This is a genomic window from Bacillus cereus group sp. MG9, from assembly GCF_040459995.1.
GTDB classification, from domain to species: Bacteria; Bacillota; Bacilli; order Bacillales; family Bacillaceae_G; genus Bacillus_A; species Bacillus_A mycoides.
This window is the reverse complement of the sequence record NZ_JARVHC010000001.1, coordinates 1,343,771-1,363,086: the sequence shown is the minus strand read 5'-3', so window position 1 is coordinate 1,363,086 and position 19,316 is coordinate 1,343,771. Positions and strand designations below refer to the sequence as shown.

Genomic DNA, 19,316 nt, shown 5'->3' with positions numbered 1-19,316 from the left:
TTTTTTCTTTACTTAATAAAAAAAGGAAGATGAACGCCTCCATCTTCCTCATTGTTCTATCATTAATCACTACCACTAACGAAAAGGTCTTCTTGAATATACGCTAATACCATACCTGGAATTACTTTATCTCCCGCCTCTACTTCTAAAGATTGAACTTCTCCACTACATCCCATCTTAATTACTTCCAGTTTACCATTCATATCTTTAATAGAGAATAATGGCTCCCATTCATAAATTCGAGAATCCTTATTAATAGACACTTTTTCAATTATTCCATAACACGGACTCGTAATAATATCATAATACACAATCAATCATCCCTTTCTTTTATTCTATTAATATTGTTCTTCTAACCTTTGTGACTGAAGAACCATATAGAAAAAGCTTTGAAGCTCTTCTATATCTTCTACCTCAATTCCTAACCTTGGTGCCCAATATTGTTCCTCTCCAATATCTTCTTGACTTAATAAAACCATTCTCCCATTTTGAATTGAGGTAACCATTGCTTTTCCAAGAAACTGTTGCGAATACGTAACAGCTATATCGTAACGATGGCTATTCGACAAAATGCAATAATAGCCAATTTGTTGTCTCTCCACTTCTTCTAATAAAATATCCAGTTTCATTTGCTCCCTCCTTTAGGTTAAAAATGCAACTAGCATATTAGACATGCTATTCCTACAACTTTGCAACCACCTTCAATGAAATGATTTTCAAGTTCAACTGTATTTGTTTTCTACTTGGATTACGACAATAACACCCCGCTTTTATATTTTTACTAATTGTACAAAGCAATAATTGTGCCAAATGAAAATACTATATTGATCATCTTTTATCAGCCATACTCCCTAGACTTGCCCCTCTTCCTTATGAATCGTTGAATGAATTATGCAATACTGCATGGTTGCCCAATCTTCAAAGAAAAAGACATCGGATCCATTCCCGATTTCTTTTTCTTTTTTATCCCGCTATTTGTGGGCAGTAAAACTCCCACCTCAAAATTCGGCTGGAGCAAAGAAGTTAGGTGGGAGCCCTGCTGCCCGTAAACGCCCGATTGGTGAGGGCTAATAATCGGCGGGGGATGCCCCACCCAACTGATTATAGTTTCACTTTATATTTCCTGTGCTTCTTCAAAATGCATTTGCGGAGGAGCTGAACGGAACATATTTGTAACATATAGAAGGTACCCAATTCCAATAGCAGCCCAGCAAAGTCCCAAAATAAGTGAATGGATATTGAGATTAAACCATAGTACGGCTACAGTAGCAGCACCCAAAATAGGCATAACTAAGTAATTTAAGAAATCTTTTATCGTCTTATATCTTTTTTTCTTGATTATATAGTAAGAAATTACAGACAAATTAACAAATGTAAATGCAATAAGCGCTCCAAAGTTAATAAGAGATGCTGCTGTTTCTAAATCAATGAATATAGCGAAGAGCGAAATAATTCCTACAAAAATAATATTATATACTGGGGTTCTCCAGCGAGGATGAATGTATCCGAATATTTTCTTCGGAATTACATTATCTCGCCCCATTACGTATAATAATCGAGATACACTTGTATGAGAAGCTAAACCAGACGCAAGTGTCCCCATAAGGGTTCCTACTAAAAAGAAAGCTTGAAATAATTTCCCGCCAACATATAGCGCAATTTCTGGGGATGCTGACTCTTGATTTTTAAATACAGATGTATCTGGAAAAATAGATTGTGTAAAATACGTTGTAGTAATGAATAAAACTCCGCCGATTAAAGCAGTAAGAAAAATAGCTCGAGGAATTGTTTTTTTGGCGTTTGGTGTCTCTTCTGAAAATGTAGTTACTGCATCAAAACCTAAAAATGAGAAACAAAGAATTGTTGCACCTGCAACTAACGGTGATATTTGTATATCTGATTGAAAAAACGGCTGAATGGAAAAAACTTCTCCTGTTCCCTCTCCCGCTAATAAGCCTTTTATAACTAGAAAAACAAATACGGCCATTACTAACACTTGAAATATTACTAAGAACGTATTGAAATTAGCAGTAACATTTACGCTAATCATATTTATTAATGTAACCAGGAGAACAAAGCCAATGACCCATACCCAACTAGGAACACTTGGGAAAAATGCTGACATATAAATTCTCGTTAATAGTGCGTTCACCATTGGTAGAAACAAATAATCCAATAACGCGGACCATCCAACAAGAAACCCAAGCCTTGCACTAATTGTCTTCTGTGTATACGTATAAGCAGATCCTGCGGTAGGAAAAGCCTTTACCATTTTTCCGTAGCTTGCAGCGGTAAACAACATCCCCGCTAATGCAATAAGATAAGCTCCTGGAACATGACCACCCGTTTTTTCAGAAACGATTCCAAATGTGTCAAACCCAACCATCGGTGTCATATACCCGACCCCTAGCATAACAATTGACCAAAGCCCTAATGAACGTTTTAAACCAACTACTTTCCCCACCTATCATTCCTCCTACTTTCTCTATCTAATTTCCATTTAAAAATCGACAATCAAAAGGAAGCGTTTTCAAATAACTATATATCACACCGAGTATTACCTCCCTTTTTGTTACTTTTTAAATATTCATGCAATTTTCAAGCCAAAATTTCTAGAGTTTAAAAATTCAATATTAAAAGAACGTATAGGTGGAATTAGACCTCATTTCTTCTCATTTTTTATTCATTTTGACATAAGTTATTCAATCTCTCATACGACTAAATATGAAAATAAAACCTTAATCCGTGTTTTTTCTTGATTCCCACTTCCTCAAAAATTGGGCTTTTACAAGATTAAAATATTTCCATGAAATAATAACATTATGTAAACTATTCATAGCAAAAAAGCTGTCTTTTCTATAAAGACAGCTTTTTCTATAACACTATATTAAAAATTGAATACGAAGTCATCGTCTGCTAACTTTTCAACATTCGTTGCTTTTACGTAACCATTTCCTTTTACAGAGAAGAAGTCATGGTTTTTCGTATCTGTACGTAAACCATTTAAAACGATTGGGTTAATTTCTTCTTCCTCAAACTTCGGCTCAAGTCCTAAGTTCATAAGTCCTTTATTCGCATTGTAACGAACGAAACGATTTACATCCTCTACAAGACCGATAGAAGTGTAAATTTCTTCTGTATATGCCAATTCAATTTCATACAGTTCCATTAATAACTCTTGCGTTTCCGTTTGTACTTCTTGTTGCTCTTCTGCAGAAAGTTCTGTGAAGATTTGTTGTGCTAAAATACCAACGAATACGCCGTGAATTGACTCGTCACGAATTATTAGGTTAATAATCTCACCACTTGCCGTCAATTTACCTTGACCCGCTAAGTAAAGTGGATAGAAGAATCCACTATAGAATAAGTAACTTTCTAAGAACACACTTGCTACCATTGCCATGTATAACTCTTTTTTCGTTACTTCAGGCTTTAATAAGCGACGATAGTAACTAGTAACAATACCAGCTTTTTTCTCAAGTAATGGATGGTTATCTACCCATTCAAAAATATCATCAATTTCTTCTTCAGTAGCTAACGTTGTGAAAATATGGCTGTAACTCTTCGCATGTACTTCTTCCATAGCGCCCATGAAAGCTAATACACTTTTCGCTTGTAAATTTTCAAGATGAACAAGTACAAGTGGCATCCCTTCGCCACCTTGTTTCGTATCTAAAAGTGTTAAACCACCTAATACACGCTTATAAGCAATTTGCTCTTCTTTTGATAATTGTGCCCAAGTATTTTTGTCAGAAGACACTGCGATTTCTTCTTCTGTCCAAAACTGAGCGATGTTTTGCTTCCAAAACATTAAACTAAAATCATCTTCTTTTTTGTTCCAGTTTACCGCACGCATTAAATCGCCCCTTCTCTAAATAAACATAAAAAATTGATAACTAAGCATGAGCAGGGTTCAGAAAAACCCTGCTCATAATGTCTCATTTTTTATATTAAACGGTACAAGCCACGCACTCTTCCACGCTTAATTTACGTGTTCTCGTATAATAAAGACTCTTCAAGCCTTTTTTATGTGCATAAATGTAGTAACGTGCTAACTCACGTGTTGAAATATCACTATTAACATAAAGAATTGTACTAATTCCTTGGTCAATATGTTCTTGAACTTCTGCGATTAAATCAATTAATTTAAACTGATTCATATCATAAGAAGATTTATAGTACCAGAACGTATCTTTTGATAAATACGGCATTGGATAATATGTTGTCGCATTCGCATATGTTCTTGATTCAATTTGATTTACGATCGGCATTACGCTTGAAGTTGCATTTTGAACGTAACTGATCGATTGTGTCGGAGCGATTGCAAGACGATATGAGTTGTATAAACCATTCTTCTGTACTTGCTCTTTTAAACTTGTCCAATCTTCTTTTGTTGGAATATGAATTCCTTCAAATAATTGCTGAACTTTTTCAGTTACTGGGCTGTAATCTGTCGTTTCATACTTTGCAAAGTATGTGCCGTTTGCATAATCAGACTTATCGAAGTCTTTAAATGTCTCGCCTTTTTCTTTAGCGATTTCCATACTTTTCTCAATCGAGTAGTAATTTAACATCATAAAGAATGTACGAGCGAATTCTTTCGCTTCTGCACTTTCATAAGCGATTTTATTTTTTGCTAAATATCCGTGTAAGTTCATTGCTCCAAGTCCAACTGAATGAAGCTCATCATTTGCTTTTTTCACAGTTGGGGCATTCGGAATGATCGTCATATCAGAAACAGCTGTTAAAGCTTCCATTCCCGCATGAACTGCTTCACGAATTTCTTTATTTTCCATTACGTTTACGATATTTAACGATCCTAAGTTACAGTTAATATCACGACGGATAATGTCTTCTGTACCGTAATCATTTATTTCAGAAGTTTCTTGTAGCTGGAAGATTTCTGTACATAAGTTCGACATCTTCACAGTTCCAATATCCTTCAGTGGATGCTGGTTATTTGCATTTGATTTAAACATTAAGTATGGGTAACCAGACTCAAGCTGAATCATAGCAATTTTAATCAGCATATCACGCGCACTAATATCTAATGGCTTCTTCTTCACTTTCGGATTGCCCATTAATTCATCGTACATTTCGTCGATATCTATATCATCTAAATGTTTTCCGTACTCTTTAAATACTGTATAAGGCGCGAAAACATGGAAAGGTTCGTTTTTCTCAGCAAGTTCAAAGAACTTACTTGGAACGATAATTCCGATTGATAGAGACTGAATACGGCTCTTCTCATCGGCATTGATTTTTTTAGTATCAAGGAACTCAATAATATCCCAATGGAAAATGTTTAAGTATACTGCACCTGCACCTTTTCGTTGCATATTGTTACTCCATATCGTCAAAACGTATGGGGGATAGTCATTTCTGCTATCCTCTCTATATCGCTATAGAGTTCAGACCATATCTTCTTCTCGCCAAATTCTTCATTTAACCATTTATCATATGTTTGATGCACATGAATATGGCATAAACTATAATAACTGTATACACCCTTTGAATTTGGTTGTTTTGAGAAGCCAGGTTCGAGCTACTTAGTCACCTACATAGCCACTTGGTCGTTGAACCTTCTCCTTATCTAATAAATTTAGGAGCTCGGCTGCTGATTTCCTGCAATCTTGGATTTTCAGGGTTCGCTACGTAATTTCTTCGTAGTATCCTACCTTGATATACTCAGGCGTTCCAGCAATTGACCTGGTTTTATAGTTGAGCCATAAAGTTAACCCAACTGATTCGCATACGAAAACGAATCTTCAAGTAATTTCATAACAGGTACTACACCACTTGCGGCGTTATCAATACCTTTAATTTGCTCACCACGTGCACGTAGCTTAGATAAGTTTAAAGCTACTCCACCACCGATTTTCGATAATTGCATTGCAGTATTAATGTTAAAGCCGATTGAATTTAAGCTATCATCCATCTCTAACAAGAAACAAGACACCATTTCTCCTCTTCTGCTTCGTCCCGCATTTAAAAAGGTTGGTGTCGCTGGTTGGTAGTTTTGTTTTACAATCATGCTTGCGAAGTGTTTTGCCTTCGCAACATCACCGCGTCCTAAGTATAATGACACAATTGCTACACGATCTTCATAGCTTTCTAAGTATTGTTTTTGATCATTCGTTTTTAACGCATAATCTTTATAGAACTTAGATGCTGCCATATAAGATTGGAACTCGAAGTTTTCACCATAAGCGATGTTATAAACTCCTTCTACTTCCTCCAAGCTATACTCGTCCAGAACGTTGTAATAGTAATCATGTTCTTTCATATACTCCATTCGCTCTGCCACGCTATTAAAATGAACGGTATTCTCTCTAGCTTCTTCCATAAAGACTTCTAATGCCTCTTTATCTTTATGAAGCTGATAAAAACCGTCCTGCATTTGCGTGATTTCATTATTCAGTTCAATGTGTCGCAATCTCCCGCACCCTTTCTTTAAAATATTCTACATCATTATTTGTTCCAGATAACTCAAATTTTGATACAATAGGCACTTCATATTTAGTAGAGATTTTGTCAGCACTTGCACCAAACATGTCTCCCCAATTACGATTGCCACTTGCAGATACGCCTTTTAATTTTTCATTATTGCGTTCTAAAAAGTCTAAAACACGTTCCGGTACATTTCCAAAACCTGTTGTATACGTAATAAGAATAAAGTCTTCATCTAATACTAGAGCTTCATCAATTTGAACGGCCGGCATATTTAATTTGTGAATGAAACGCTTCACGTTTCCTGTCATAGAATCATATGCAACTAACATTTCCGACCCTCCCTCTCCAATCTATATTCTCTGTATGTCGTTTCTTGATTTCTCTATATATTGTATTACGTTTCAAAATAAGACACAAGATATATGTATAAATTCTTTCTTTTTTTAAATTTCACTTTTCGACATGACCGTCGATTTTTTTCAATACAAAGACTATGAAACAACATTCTAAAACTCATGTCAATAAAGTGCTTTTCAAAAAAGTTGTCAACGAATTTAACCTTATTTTAAAAAAAGTTAACAATATTTTTTGTCATAAAACAGTAAATGCTGGAGTAATATATTTCTCCAGCATCACGCAAAAAAGAACAGACCTTAAACGATAATCTGTTCCAAAAAACGATTACATTTATCAATTTTACTTTATTAAATATTTATACATACTCTTTCGTTCCTCGTTACATACTAAAAGATAACTATTATAGAAAAAGATTATTATTATGGAACTTCAATTTATTTATGAAAAAAATCATTCAGGCTGCTCAATACGCAAAATATCTTTTACAAATATATGATGTGGATTCTCATCTTTATCGAGCATTGTACATACAGGAGCTTCTTCATCAAAGTATACGATCATTCCTTCTACGTACTGATATGTATGTTGAACTTGTACAGTTACTTTAATTTCTATTGCTTGCTCATATGCTCTTTTTATTTTCTGAAGCATTTTTGCTGAACATTTTCGTTTCTCTGGATACATAACCATTCCCATAAACCTATTCCCAGCTCTATCTTTCCACATGTAATCCCAATGTGGCAATATGCCTTGTTTAAAATCTCCCATAATTCTCCTCTCCTTTATCTTCTATTTATGAACGTGGTGTTTCTGAATATGTATAAATTACCTGTCCACCGCGCTGTGCGTTCCCGATAATATGTTTAAAATCTTCTCGATTTACAACAACTTCTCTGAACGTATAAAATACATCTTTCGTCGCAACATACTCCTTTATTTCATCATTTTTCAGCTGATCCAAAATTGTATTTGCTAATTGTTTATCCATGTATTTCACCTCTCTGCAATATTTTATTCTATCGCATCTTCTATAGGTCGACAACGGTAAAATTATCCCGTTACTATTATGTAATTCACTTTCATTATTTTTATATCTATATCACTTTATTATATTCGCACTAAATATCATATACTAACATAGCTACTTCTCTATATCAAACTTTTTGATGCCCTGTATAACAAAGTTCCAAATCACTGTTTGATATTTTATTTTATGCTACAATATACATTTAGAACTAGGAGGGATACTATGATTCGGAAAGCAAAAAAGACAGATGCGGTAGAAGTAGCACCTTTATTGTATAACGCTCTGCACGAAATTGCTGAAAAAATCACAGGTAGCACAGTTGAAGCAAAAGTAATACTAGGACTTGAAACATGGTTCGTAAAAGAAAATAATCGATTGAGCTATGAAAACTGTTTAGTGGCTGAACAAGGTGGAAAGGTAGTTGGGGTTATTGTCGTTTATCACGGTAGTGACGCTGAACAACTTGATGCACCAATCATACACTACTTAAGAGAACTACATGAAGACGAATCCATTACGTTAGAAAAAGAAGCTGAACTTGATGAGTATTATATTGACACGTTGTCAGTTTCAAGTATGTACAGTGGACGTGGTATTGGCTCTAAATTAATCGATGCAGCTGAACTTCATGCAACTGAAAAAGGGCATGAAAAAATCGCCTTACTTGTTAATTTAGAAAACAAACGCGCTTTTTCACTATATGAAAAACTTGGTTACAAAGAAGATAAAACCGTTATGCTCGTCGGTGAACCGTATGCCCATCTAATAAAACCATTACGGTCATTGGTTTCTATATCTTAAAAGGACAATTCTTTTTTACTTGTTATGTAGAGAAAGAGGCTGCCAAAGGGACAGCCTCTTTTAAATTAATTTTGTATTTAATACATTTCCATCCATCGCCTCATGAAATGTATACGTTGTACATCCCCATGGCTTCCTATGAAAAATAGGCGAACCAGACCACCCCATTGCCCTCAGTTCAGTCCCAATCATTGCATTAAAATAACTATGACCTACAAGGGCAATATGTCCATGTACGAGCGCATAGCGGTGCAACATATTAGCGGCTTGCCTTGCTCTTTCTCGTACTTCCTTATAAGACTCAACCTCTTTACTATAACCAACTATCCATCGTGTACGTCCAATAAACATCCATACATTCGGTTTACATTTCAACCATTTTGGAGCATAAAAACTCGTTGGAACTTCAGCTTCCCTAAAAAGAGGATTTTGCACAAAAGATAGGGAATCCAATAACTCAGCCGCTGACTGTACAGCGCGCCTTTGATCACTCGTTACAACCAGTTTCGCTGATTCAATCGCCTCAATTGTTTCAATTGGTATAGGAGTTTCTTTTACTGTAGTCCCTAAATCATATTGCTTCATCCATTCACGAAATGAAATAATTGTCATTGGCTCTATAGTACTGTCCAAACGACCATGACGAATAAAAGAAATTCGCATTCTTTCCACTCCCCATTCATCACTTACGAACTATATTACGTACTATTTCTTCTTGCCATCATACCATGCATAAAAAGAAAGTTATATATCCCCACCACTATCATGTGTTATCGAAGTGTGCACACCATCCAGTCCATCAAAATATGTAGTTGTTTCATGATGACGCACTTTCTTCAACTGTATATATGAAAATAAAAATAATAAAATCGCTATAAAGCTCCCCACAATTTCAAACATCATTTTCCAGCCCCTAATTTCTCCCACTTTAGTAGGTCATTGTATCTTTTATTATACTCCCGTATAAAGATGTATGCATTTTCATCATTCTTCTCCTAAACAATATTTTTTACATATTTTCTTACAAAAAGTGAATATTTTTCGAATTTTTACTTTGGAAACATTTACAAAGTAGTAAATATAGTTCAAAATAGGAAGAAATAAAAAAGCCCAAATTATTCTTTTTTTGGGAAAACTGGAACAAGGAGAGTTGCTTATGCAGATCGCAGAAACTGGAGATATCATTGAATTTAAAGGTGGAATGCAAGGCCGTGTTCAAAAGGTAAATCAAAACTCCGTTATTGTTGATATAACAATTATGGAGAATTTTAGAGAACTAGATATGGAACCTCTTACAGTTGTAAGCCATAAAAACTATACTGTCATTAATCAACATGCATAATATAATAGAAAGAAAGGATCTGTATATCATACAGATCCTTTCTTTCTATATTAACGATTATCGATCTTTTCTGGATATAAATCGTGATTCATCATGCGGTAGTCTGCCATTTTCTCATACTTAGTTCCTGGGCGGCCGTAGTTACAGTAAGGATCGATTGAAATACCACCACGTGGTGTAAATTTCCCCCATACCTCAATATAGCGTGGATCCATTAATTTAATTAAATCATTCATAATAACGTTCATGCAATCTTCGTGGAAGTCACCATGATTTCGGAAGCTAAATAAATATAGCTTTAAAGATTTACTCTCTACCATTCTTTGTTCTGGAATGTAGCTAATATAAATTGTTGCAAAATCTGGTTGTCCTGTTTTCGGACATAAACTTGTAAATTCAGGACAATTGAATTTTACAAAGTAATCACGGTTTGGATGGTTATTATCAAATACCTCTAAAATTTCCGGGCTATATTCAAATACATATTTTGTATTTTGATTTCCTAATAATGTTACATCTTTTAAATCTTCATCTAATCTTCCTGCCATTTTAAACATCCCTTCTCATTATACCCCTCGTTTATTTCCCCATACTAACGCATGAAGCTGAGGCAGTACTTTCGCATCATTCATTTCTTTACAATTCACAGCTTTTTCAATAAGCCACTCATATTTTTCTAATAGTTTTTTTATAAGCACCGCATCATCCACTGTTTTCGTATCATCATTCCCTACTTGTAAGAAAAATGGTACATTCGGATAACGCTGGTGCATCTTAACTGCATATTCAAAATCTTGATCATCGAATACTACTACTTTTAAACTAAAATCTTTCCCTGCTAGTTTATGAATAACAGAATCTAACATCTGAAAATCTGTTTTCATAGTTGAACTTGGTGGTTTTGGAGAAATCGTTACCTCATCAATTTGAAGCAACCAATCTTGCCATTTACTCCCTTGCGTTTCTACCGCTGTTCGCATTCCATTCTCCTTTAATATAGAAAGAAGAAATTGCATATTTTTCAGCAAAACAGGATTTCCACCCGAAATCGTAACATGAGAAAAATTTTCTCCACCAATTTCTACAAGCTCATTCCAAATGTCTTCCGGTGTCATTTGTTTAATTTGATCTTTGGCCGATCCATCCCATGTAAAAGCAGAATCACACCAAGCACAGCTATAATCACAGCCCGCTGTACGGATAAACATTGTCTTTTGTCCTACAACCATCCCTTCTCCTTGAATGGTTGGACCAAATATTTCTAAGACGGGGATTTTACTCATCGAGCATCCACTCCCGTCTTACTTCCGCATAACTAGTCGGCGTCTCAAAAAGACGAACAAATTCAACACGAGCTCCCTTATATTCGTTCGCACGATTATCTTTCGTTAATGCTTCTGCCATCTTTTCATAAATCCAAACGACCATATTTTCAGCAGTCGTATTCATTTCTGGCAATGTTTCGTTTAAATAACGATGATCTAAATAAATTTCTATTTCATTTTTCCAAATCTCTTTTATATCTCCAAAGTCAATTGCAAGGCCTATTTCATTTACATATCCGCTAATTCCAAATACGACTTTATATGTGTGTCCATGTAAATTTTTACATTTCCCTTCATAGCAGTGTAAATGGTGCGCTGCGTCAAATGTAAATTCCTTGCTGACCATTACTCTTTTATTATGATATTTGAGTTGTTCACGCTGAATATCCTTGTCCATTTTTTGCAAATTTTCTACGATGCGAAATCCAAAAAAGTTATCCATTAGTTGCTCGCTCCTTCGCGTTCTTGTAGATACGTATCTAATCCCGCTTTACGAAGTTGACATGCTGGACATTCACCGCAACCATCACCAATGATTCCGTTATAACATGTTAATGTTTTTTCTCTAACAAACTCAAATGCTCCAAGTTCATCAGATAATTTCCATGTCTCTGCTTTATCAATCCACATAAGTGGTGTATGAATAACAAACGGATAATCCATAGATAAATTTAATGTAACGTTTAATGATTTCACAAACACGTCACGACAATCTGGATAACCACTGAAATCAGTTTCACATACACCCGTTACAATATGACGTGCTCCAACTTGTTTTGCTAATACAGCCGCAAATGATAAAAATAGTAAATTTCGTCCATCTACAAATGTTGATGGCAATTCACCTTCTTCATGTGTAATCTCCATATCCGTTCTCGTTAACGCATTTGGAGCAAGTTGATTTAATAGGCTCATATCTAGTATCGTATGTTTAATTCCTAGCTCTTTCGCAATTTCCGCTGCACAATCAATTTCCAATTTATGACGTTGATTGTAGTTAAATGTTACAGCTTCCACTTCTTCAAACTGCTGTATCGCCCAAAATAAACATGTTGTACTATCTTGTCCACCACTAAAAACAACAACTGCTTTTTCTTTTTTCATTTCACTCATTCTCCTTCTCTACTACGAATAAGAAGAAAGAACGTTCTTGAACTGTCACAATAAAAAAACAAAACAATACCTAATGATATTGTTGTTTCCATAGTTTTTTATAGAGGGAGTTCGCGAACCTCTCCCATGCAGTGCACGGAATTTCTTCTTTCATTGACAAAGATTATTGTAACATATTGTATACTACCAGAAAAAATTTCTGATTTTTTCCGCTATTTCGCATTTCATTTATTTCATTTTATAGTATGATTAATTTAATGTTAGAAGAGAGGAGGCATCCCACTGGAACTCTTTATTATTTACCTCTTTTTAAATATATTATCTATTCTCGTTACAATGCTCGTATATCATTTATTTTGGAATCAGAAAGGGAAACGATCTCCTAAATTAAATTCAGCCATATTTATTGTATTGTGTTGCCTCGCTACCATACTATGTATCACTTTCGCAGCAAAAACAAATAATGGTTTTCAGTTCGACATGCGACATATCGTATTAATTGTCGGCACGTTAACGGGAGGGCCTATTGCTGGTGGTTCTATTTTAGCTGTATTAAACATTTATCGCTTTTTATTGGGAGGAATAGGTGCGTTTCCATCCTTTATCGCTTCTATTCTCCTATTTATTGTTCTACTATTAACATACAAATTTTTTAATCGAAGTTCTAATCATATAAAAATAACACTTGCTATTTTTTACAGTCTTACTTATGGATTTAGTTGGATACCATTTTTCCTTGCAAGTGTTACAAATGAGGCAGATTATATACCACATATCATTGTGTACGAACTATGTACGATGATTGGCACGATCCTTATTTTATATTTACTACACATATTACAAATGCAAGTTCGTCTCCAAAATGAACTTATGAACGCTGAGAAATTTCATTTAATCGGCGAAATGGCAGCTTCTATCTCTCATGAAATTCGTAATCCTTTAACTGCAACGAAAGGTTTTTTACAACTTTTACAGTCAGATACATGTTCTGAGAAAGAACGAAAATTATATATCGACATAGCCATTAATGGTATCGAACAAGCAAATCACGTTCTTACAGACTACTTAACTTTTGCAAAACCGAGTATTGAAAAAGAACAAAAATTACAAGTAGAGGAAGAATTACTTCATGCGTTGTCTTTGATCACACCTCTCGCCAATTTAGCAAATGTTCGTATAAATTATATAAAACAAAGTACATCTTTCTTTATCGCTGGCGAAAAGCAAAAACTGAACCAATGTTTATTAAATATTTTTAAAAATTGTATTGAGGCTATGCCTACAGGTGGCGACCTTATTCTTACATTAGTTCCAGACCATAAACATATACAATTATATATAAAAGATACAGGAGTTGGTATGGATCAAGAACAAATAAAACGCCTTGGATCACCTTTCTACTCAACGAAAGAAAAAGGTACCGGACTCGGAATGATGGTCGTCTTCAGCGTCATTCAAGCAATGGATGGAAAGATTGATATTATGAGCGAAAAAGGTACAGGTACAACTTTCTTATTAACTTTCCCACTCATACAAAAAACGTGATGAACTTCATCACGTTTTTTCTGTTCCTTCAACTAATTCTGCAAAAGCTTTCACTTTCCCATGCGGCTTTTGATTTTCTTTCCGAGCTTTCCAGGCGCGCTCTTCTTCTCTCTTTTTCTTTGACATGCTTTTCAACTCCTTCTTTTCTCCATGTAGTATTCCAAAATGAGAAAGAAAACTATGCATGAGTAAAAAAGAAAAGAAGCGGTTCCCCACTTCTTTCATTTTAACGCTGTAAAATTGCATGTTTCGCTTCTTTTAGCTGTGTAAGATGTCTTTGTTCGTGTAAATCTAGAAATTGAACCCATTGATATAAATTCAAATCATTAAAAATAGGATGTTTTAATCCATTTTCAAATAATTCTTTTTCATCTATTACACTATGAAGGGCATGTAATAATTCTTGTCGTGAATGTTCTAGTAATTGAATTCCTTGCAGTTTTTTCATTAATGTTTCTGTTGGTTTCATTTGTTGAGGAGCTTCCCTTTTATGTGTGCGATCAAGCGTAAGTTGGAGGTCTTTAAATGGAGCAAGTTTTCTTTCTTTTTTTTGCAAAGCATATACAAGGGCAGATGTGACAGACTGTTCAACTAAATGCAAATGATGCAAAATTTGAATAATACTCCATTTATCACGGCGTGGCTTTACATTCACCTCCGTATCATTTAACATTTCAATTTCTGATAACAGCGTGCTTCGTGTAGACTGTAATGAGTGGACTAAAGTTTCTAAACTAACATCCATATTAGATTGAAGCATAGTGCTTTCCCCCCTTTTGTTGGTGAAAAGGGGCGCTCCCCATTAGAAACACCCCTAAAATAATTCTGAATTTTCTTTTATTATCTCATCATTTTTCTATTATGTCGATGTTAAACATAGGAAAAAAGTGCATGTTTTTTACAATTTTGTGTCGTCAACAGCACGTAACCACGCTTCAATTTCTGTAATTACACTTTTTACACACCCTTCAGCGAATGGTGATGTTAAATTTGCAACTTCTACTAATTCTAAGAATGATTTACTTCCACCTTGTTGACAAAGATTCACATAATCTTCCCAAGCCTCTTGTCTATTATCTCTTGCACGTTTCCAAAATTGCAGTGCACAAATTTGAGCTAACGTGTAGTCAATATAATAGAAAGGTGAGCTATAAATATGACCTTGACGTTGCCAGAAACCACCACGCTCTAAATAATCATTATCTTCATAATCACGATGTGGTAAATACTTCTTCTCTATGTTACGCCATGCTGACTTACGTTCTGCTGGCGATGCTTCTGGATTTTCATATACATAATGTTGATATTCATCTACAGATACACCGTACGGTAAAAATAGAAGTGCTGAACTTAAGTGTGAGAAATAATATTTATCCGCATCTTCTTCAAAGAATAACTTCATCCATGGCCATGTAAAGAATTCCATACTCATTGAATGGATTTCACATGCTTCATATGTTGGCCAATTATATTCTGGAATTTCATACTTACGACTTTCATATACTTGGAAAGCATGACCAGCTTCATGTGTTAATACATCAATGTCCCCAGACGTTCCATTAAAGTTTGAGAAGATGAATGGCGCTTTATAATTCTCGATATATGTACAATATCCACCACCAGCTTTTCCTTTTTTCGCAACTAAATCTAATAAATCATTATCGAGCATGAAATTAAAAAACTCATCTGTTTCAGCTGATAATTCTTTATACATCGTTTTCCCGTGATTAATAATCCAATCGGCATCGCCTTTTGGAGTTGGATTACCTGTAGCAAACTCAAAGTTTTCATCATAATAAGCGAGCTTTTCTACACCAATGCGTGCTTTTTGTCTATTTCTTAACTCGGTTGCAACTGGAACGATATAATCTAATACTTGCTGACGATAGTTCGCTACCATTTCAGCATTATAATCTGTACGATACATTCTTGCATATCCTAATTCAACAAAGTTTTTAAAACCAAGTGTTTTTGCGATTTTCGTTCTCACTTTAACAAGCTCATCATAAATACGATCTAACTCTTCCTCGTTCTCAGCTAAAAATCCGTAGTATGCTTCACTTGCTGCTTTGCGTTCACTTCTTTCTTTTCCTTGCATAAACGGAATAAGTTGCGATAACGTTCTTTCTTCTCCTGCAAAGTCAATCTTTGCAGATGCTAATAACTGTGTATATTGCGAAGACAATTTATTCTCTAATTGTAAATCTTTCACTACTTCATCTGAATATGTTTTTAAATCACATTCAGCTAGAGCAAATAATTGCTTTCCATAATACGCTTCTAATTCTTCGCGGAATGGAGAATGAATTAACGCATTATAATACTTTGTACCATACCCTTGTACAACTGGAGAGAATTCATCAAAGAAATCCTGCTCATCCTTATAAAAGGCATCTGTCGTATCAACAGAATGACGAATGTAACAAAGGTTCCCCATTGTACCAAAGTCATTACGAATTTCGTTAATTGAATTGATAACTTGTTTTTGTTCTTCTACAGTTTTTGCGTTATTAAACTTCTCTAAAGCAACAGTAAATTTCCCTTTTAATTCTTCAATATTTGGCCGTTTATATTCATAGTCTTTAAATGACATGAACGAGCCCCCTCTCCATTATATGCATCATTATTATAATTCAATTCTTACTTACAAATCTCCTCTTATTCTTCAGCAAAATGCGGTAGATGATGTCATAAATACATGCACACAAAAAAGCCTTGGATTTCTTTATCCAAAGCTCCTTTGGAACATATCATCATTTTTCATACTTTCCAATTTTTTTCAATAGCTCGAGTAATTCATCCTTCTCATCCTTCGTTAACATTTCAAAAGACTGATATATAACTTGCTCATGACCTGGAAAAATAGAAGCAATAAAGCTCTCTCCAGACTCCGTTAATTGTGCATAAATAACACGCCTATCATTTGGACATGGAATTCGTTTTACAAGCCCTTTTTTCTCTAGCTTATCTACAACGTATGTAATGCTGCCACTAGCTATTAAAATACGCTCACCGATTTGCTGAAGTGGTTGGCCTCCTTTATGATATAGTAATTCTAATACAGCAAACTCAGTTGGATTTAATCCGTTACTTTGTATGGATTTATTTGTAGTATCCATAACAGAACGATGTACACGGGATAATGCAATAAATACTTTTAAAGATTGAGAAATGTCTTCTCGCTCATTATTTGATGTCATACCATTTCAACCCTTCACTTAAATTCTCCACAACAAAAAGAAAAGCAACGTAGCACTTCATTACAACTTCCGAATGAATATTCACTCATTCCTTTTCCTTTCCCTAATGTAATGCAAATGATTCTTGAATAAAAACATGACAATTTTAACATAGTTTATATATAATGATAATAAAAAAAGAAGGAGTACCAAATTTGAAAGTCAAATTACAAAGCATAGTTTTTTACATACTGCTTGTTATACTGCCAACGATAGGGATTGGTGCCACATTTTTTTCATATCACACTTATCAAATGAAACAGGCAAACAAACTATCTGCTCACACTGTTCTCTTTTTATATAGAGACTATTTAGACCATCACCTTGGTGAAGCTATATCTGCCTTAGAAATGCTCGCAAAAGTCGTAGGGACCGAAACTGGAAACATCAATGGGATTAAACAGATTGTACATGATACCGATGGAAATGATGAACGTTTTTCCGGTCTATATTACGCTACGACAGATGGGATGATTACACTCGCATCCCAAGGCGATTCGCCGCCTATTGACGTTTCTGACCGCCAATACATCCAAGATGCGTTGCAATCTAAGAAAACAACTGTATCATCAGTTATTACAGATCGCGTTCTTGGACATCAAGCTATTATGATTGCGTCTCCAATATTTAATAGACAAAAGGAACTCTCAGGCTTATTATTAGCAAGTTTACGCTTTGACTACATTTCAGCCTCTTTAAATGCTATTAAACCACAATATCATTTCGAAGTGACTGATAAACATGATGTAGTTTTTCTAACCGATGATAATAACGAAACAAGCGATGGGCATTCTAACATGCTTACTACCCCACTCCAAAGATTAAATTGGAAAGTCTCTGTTTCTCCGTTACCTATTCATCAACAAACTTTATACCAGTTAGTTTCAATAGAGTGTATAGCTACTTTATTTTTAATGTCTATTTTATTTTTACTTGCTCAATATATGTTATTAAAACGTCAAACAAAACTAGAAAGACAACAAAATGAACTACAAAAAATTGAATTGGTTGGAACTTTTGCAGCTAGTACAGCTCATGAAATCCGTAACCCTCTTACTGGAATTAAAGGACTCGTTGCTCTGTTAAAAGAGAAATATAAAGATGAACAGGATCAGTTCTACTTTTCCGTCATCGAGCAAGAAATAGAGCGGATTAATGAAATTGTAAGCGAATTTCTTATTCTTGGAAAACCAACTGCCATCATTGAACAAACATATGATGTAAGAACGATTCTTAATGAGGTAGCATTAATTATCCAATCTGAATCGAATCTACATAACATTGTATTTCATTTACATTTGCCAGACCACCCTGTTCATATACGTTGCTCAAAAGACCATATGAAACAAGTGGTTTTAAACATTACAAAAAATGCAATTGAAGCCATGGCTTCTGGTGATTCATTAACCATTGTAGTAACAAACAACGAAAAACACGCACACTTGCAAATTATTGATACTGGAAAAGGGATTCCTAAACATATTCAAAAACACCTCTTTCATCCGTTCTTTACTAATAAAGATACTGGAACAGGTCTTGGGCTTGTTATATGTAAACGAATTGTAGAGATGTACAATGGGCATATATTTATTGATAGTAAAGAAAACAAAGGAACGACAGTTCATATAGAGATTCCATTACACATAGTATAATTATCCTTATCCTAAAAGGGTAATTATACTTATTTCATAAAACCAGCTACAAACATTCTCCAAAAATTGTTTGATTTCCCTTCATACTCAATTTGAAAAATAGGAACCTTTATAATTGAAAACCATTTCGGTGTTTGTTTTTCTTTGTAACGCTGATACTGTACGATAAGCTTGTCCAATTCTTGACTAACTTGAATTGTCTCCATACTATTTAACCCACTTGTTAATCCTAAATGAATCATTTCTTCACGTTTCATATGAATATCATGCGAAAGCTTTTCTAATGTGTACTTCCTTTTTACAGTAAACATCCATATCCCCCTTATTTTTCTTCCATACTCTCAACGCCTCATCTACTTTAGCCCTTTAAACACTTAATTCTATTTAAAATTGAAGAATCAGAAAATTTAACATTTTTCCCCTGTAATTTACAAATCTTTACCCTCACTTTGAGAATTATTA

General features: G+C 34.6%; 22 protein-coding genes, 2 pseudogenes and 1 riboswitch. Of the genes and pseudogenes, 4 read left to right on the top strand and 20 right to left on the bottom strand.

All coding sequences use genetic code 11. The features are described from left to right. Positions 1-62: 62 nt before the first annotated feature. The 9 genes and pseudogenes from QCI77_RS06955 to QCI77_RS06915 all read right to left on the bottom strand — a co-directional run bounded on the left by QCI77_RS06955 (position 63) and on the right by QCI77_RS06915 (position 7,798). Positions 63-311 (bottom strand): biotin/lipoyl attachment domain-containing protein, encoded by a 249-nt coding sequence (locus QCI77_RS06955; protein WP_002149602.1) that lies wholly within the window; start codon positions 309-311, stop codon positions 63-65. Between the two features lie 27 nt (positions 312-338). After that, on the bottom strand, positions 339-629 hold the full coding sequence (locus tag QCI77_RS06950) for an SAV0927 family protein (protein ID WP_113770114.1): 291 nt from the start codon (positions 627-629) through the stop codon (positions 339-341). Positions 630-1,114: 485 nt separating this feature from the next. Continuing rightward, on the bottom strand, positions 1,115-2,464 hold the full coding sequence (locus QCI77_RS06945) for an APC family permease (protein ID WP_002126196.1): 1,350 nt from the start codon (positions 2,462-2,464) through the stop codon (positions 1,115-1,117). Positions 2,465-2,887: 423 nt separating this feature from the next. Beyond that, positions 2,888-3,856: a class 1b ribonucleoside-diphosphate reductase subunit beta gene (gene nrdF, locus QCI77_RS06940; protein ID WP_002011508.1), complete on the bottom strand. Its 969-nt coding sequence runs from the start codon at positions 3,854-3,856 to the stop codon at positions 2,888-2,890. A gap of 94 nt (positions 3,857-3,950) precedes the next feature. Then, a pseudogene (locus tag QCI77_RS06935) lies at positions 3,951-5,336 on the bottom strand (ribonucleoside-diphosphate reductase subunit alpha); the annotation flags it as partial. 401 nt (positions 5,337-5,737) lie between these two features. Continuing rightward, positions 5,738-6,436: pseudogene (locus tag QCI77_RS06930) on the bottom strand (ribonucleotide reductase N-terminal alpha domain-containing protein); the annotation flags it as partial. After that, complete coding sequence (nrdI, locus tag QCI77_RS06925; protein WP_000959445.1) at positions 6,423-6,782, bottom strand: class Ib ribonucleoside-diphosphate reductase assembly flavoprotein NrdI; 360 nt, start codon at positions 6,780-6,782, stop codon at positions 6,423-6,425. The gene nrdI and the pseudogene QCI77_RS06930, both read right to left, overlap by 14 nt. A gap of 478 nt (positions 6,783-7,260) precedes the next feature. After that, positions 7,261-7,578, bottom strand: a complete 318-nt coding sequence (locus QCI77_RS06920) for a hypothetical protein (protein WP_060750618.1) — start codon at positions 7,576-7,578, stop codon at positions 7,261-7,263. A gap of 25 nt (positions 7,579-7,603) precedes the next feature. Then, complete coding sequence (locus QCI77_RS06915; protein ID WP_002011514.1) at positions 7,604-7,798, bottom strand: hypothetical protein; 195 nt, start codon at positions 7,796-7,798, stop codon at positions 7,604-7,606. Positions 7,799-8,059: 261 nt separating this feature from the next. Between QCI77_RS06915 and QCI77_RS06910 the strand changes: the two genes are divergently transcribed. Further along, entirely contained in the window at positions 8,060-8,638 is a 579-nt protein-coding gene (locus QCI77_RS06910) for a GNAT family N-acetyltransferase (protein ID WP_002011516.1), read from the top strand. A gap of 60 nt (positions 8,639-8,698) precedes the next feature. On the opposite strand, the gene QCI77_RS06905 is transcribed toward QCI77_RS06910, so the two are convergent. Together QCI77_RS06905 and QCI77_RS06900 are read right to left on the bottom strand one after the other, a co-directional pair. Beyond that, the gene (locus tag QCI77_RS06905; protein ID WP_002188882.1) at positions 8,699-9,301 is read right to left on the bottom strand and encodes a histidine phosphatase family protein; all 603 of its coding nucleotides are present in this window, start codon (positions 9,299-9,301) and stop codon (positions 8,699-8,701) included. Between the two features lie 81 nt (positions 9,302-9,382). Then, a complete protein-coding gene (locus QCI77_RS06900) occupies positions 9,383-9,541 on the bottom strand; it encodes a hypothetical protein (protein WP_002086806.1) in 159 nt (52 codons plus the stop codon). 253 nt (positions 9,542-9,794) lie between these two features. On the opposite strand from QCI77_RS06900, the gene QCI77_RS06895 reads away from it, so the two are divergent. Continuing rightward, positions 9,795-9,980, top strand: a complete 186-nt coding sequence (locus tag QCI77_RS06895) for a YkvS family protein (protein WP_002064385.1) — start codon at positions 9,795-9,797, stop codon at positions 9,978-9,980. Positions 9,981-10,030: 50 nt separating this feature from the next. Here QCI77_RS06895 and queF read toward each other — a convergent pair whose 3' ends face one another. The 4 genes from queF to queC are packed head-to-tail and all read right to left on the bottom strand — an operon-like array spanning position 10,031 to position 12,409. After that, complete coding sequence (gene queF / locus QCI77_RS06890) at positions 10,031-10,528, bottom strand: preQ(1) synthase (RefSeq protein ID WP_002140938.1); 498 nt, start codon at positions 10,526-10,528, stop codon at positions 10,031-10,033. Positions 10,529-10,546: 18 nt separating this feature from the next. Further along, positions 10,547-11,263, bottom strand: a complete 717-nt coding sequence (gene queE, locus QCI77_RS06885) for a 7-carboxy-7-deazaguanine synthase QueE (protein WP_113770115.1) — start codon at positions 11,261-11,263, stop codon at positions 10,547-10,549. Then, positions 11,256-11,747 carry a 6-carboxytetrahydropterin synthase QueD gene (queD, locus tag QCI77_RS06880; protein WP_002011526.1) on the bottom strand — a complete coding sequence of 164 codons (492 nt, stop codon included), beginning with the start codon at positions 11,745-11,747 and terminating at the stop codon, positions 11,256-11,258. Before queD ends, queE begins: the two co-directional genes overlap by 8 nt. Next, positions 11,747-12,409 carry a 7-cyano-7-deazaguanine synthase QueC gene (gene queC / locus QCI77_RS06875; protein ID WP_002086813.1) on the bottom strand — a complete coding sequence of 221 codons (663 nt, stop codon included), beginning with the start codon at positions 12,407-12,409 and terminating at the stop codon, positions 11,747-11,749. The genes queD and queC overlap by 1 nt, the downstream gene beginning before the upstream one ends. A gap of 93 nt (positions 12,410-12,502) precedes the next feature. After that, positions 12,503-12,546, bottom strand: a riboswitch (PreQ1 riboswitch). A gap of 208 nt (positions 12,547-12,754) precedes the next feature. On the opposite strand from queC, the gene QCI77_RS06870 reads away from it, so the two are divergent. After that, entirely contained in the window at positions 12,755-13,963 is a 1,209-nt protein-coding gene (locus QCI77_RS06870) for an ATP-binding protein (protein ID WP_353824697.1), read from the top strand. A 9-nt stretch (positions 13,964-13,972) separates the two neighbouring features. On the opposite strand, the gene QCI77_RS06865 is transcribed toward QCI77_RS06870, so the two are convergent. The 4 genes from QCI77_RS06865 to QCI77_RS06850 all read right to left on the bottom strand — a co-directional run bounded on the left by QCI77_RS06865 (position 13,973) and on the right by QCI77_RS06850 (position 17,163). Continuing rightward, complete coding sequence (locus tag QCI77_RS06865; RefSeq protein WP_000038354.1) at positions 13,973-14,089, bottom strand: DUF6254 family protein; 117 nt, start codon at positions 14,087-14,089, stop codon at positions 13,973-13,975. Positions 14,090-14,189: 100 nt separating this feature from the next. Further along, the gene (locus QCI77_RS06860; protein ID WP_002030551.1) at positions 14,190-14,723 is read right to left on the bottom strand and encodes a DinB family protein; all 534 of its coding nucleotides are present in this window, start codon (positions 14,721-14,723) and stop codon (positions 14,190-14,192) included. Between the two features lie 138 nt (positions 14,724-14,861). Continuing rightward, positions 14,862-16,556 (bottom strand): M3 family oligoendopeptidase, encoded by a 1,695-nt coding sequence (locus tag QCI77_RS06855; RefSeq protein ID WP_113770117.1) that lies wholly within the window; start codon positions 16,554-16,556, stop codon positions 14,862-14,864. Positions 16,557-16,716: 160 nt separating this feature from the next. Continuing rightward, complete coding sequence (locus tag QCI77_RS06850; protein ID WP_002011538.1) at positions 16,717-17,163, bottom strand: MarR family winged helix-turn-helix transcriptional regulator; 447 nt, start codon at positions 17,161-17,163, stop codon at positions 16,717-16,719. Between the two features lie 194 nt (positions 17,164-17,357). On the opposite strand from QCI77_RS06850, the gene QCI77_RS06845 reads away from it, so the two are divergent. Next, the gene (locus QCI77_RS06845; protein WP_113770118.1) at positions 17,358-18,854 is read left to right on the top strand and encodes a DUF3149 domain-containing protein; all 1,497 of its coding nucleotides are present in this window, start codon (positions 17,358-17,360) and stop codon (positions 18,852-18,854) included. A gap of 29 nt (positions 18,855-18,883) precedes the next feature. Here the strand turns inward: QCI77_RS06845 and QCI77_RS06840 are convergent, their stop codons facing one another. Next, positions 18,884-19,165, bottom strand: coding sequence for an aspartyl-phosphate phosphatase Spo0E family protein (locus tag QCI77_RS06840; protein WP_002030543.1), 282 nt, complete (start codon positions 19,163-19,165; stop codon positions 18,884-18,886). Between the last annotated feature and the right edge of the window lie 151 nt (positions 19,166-19,316).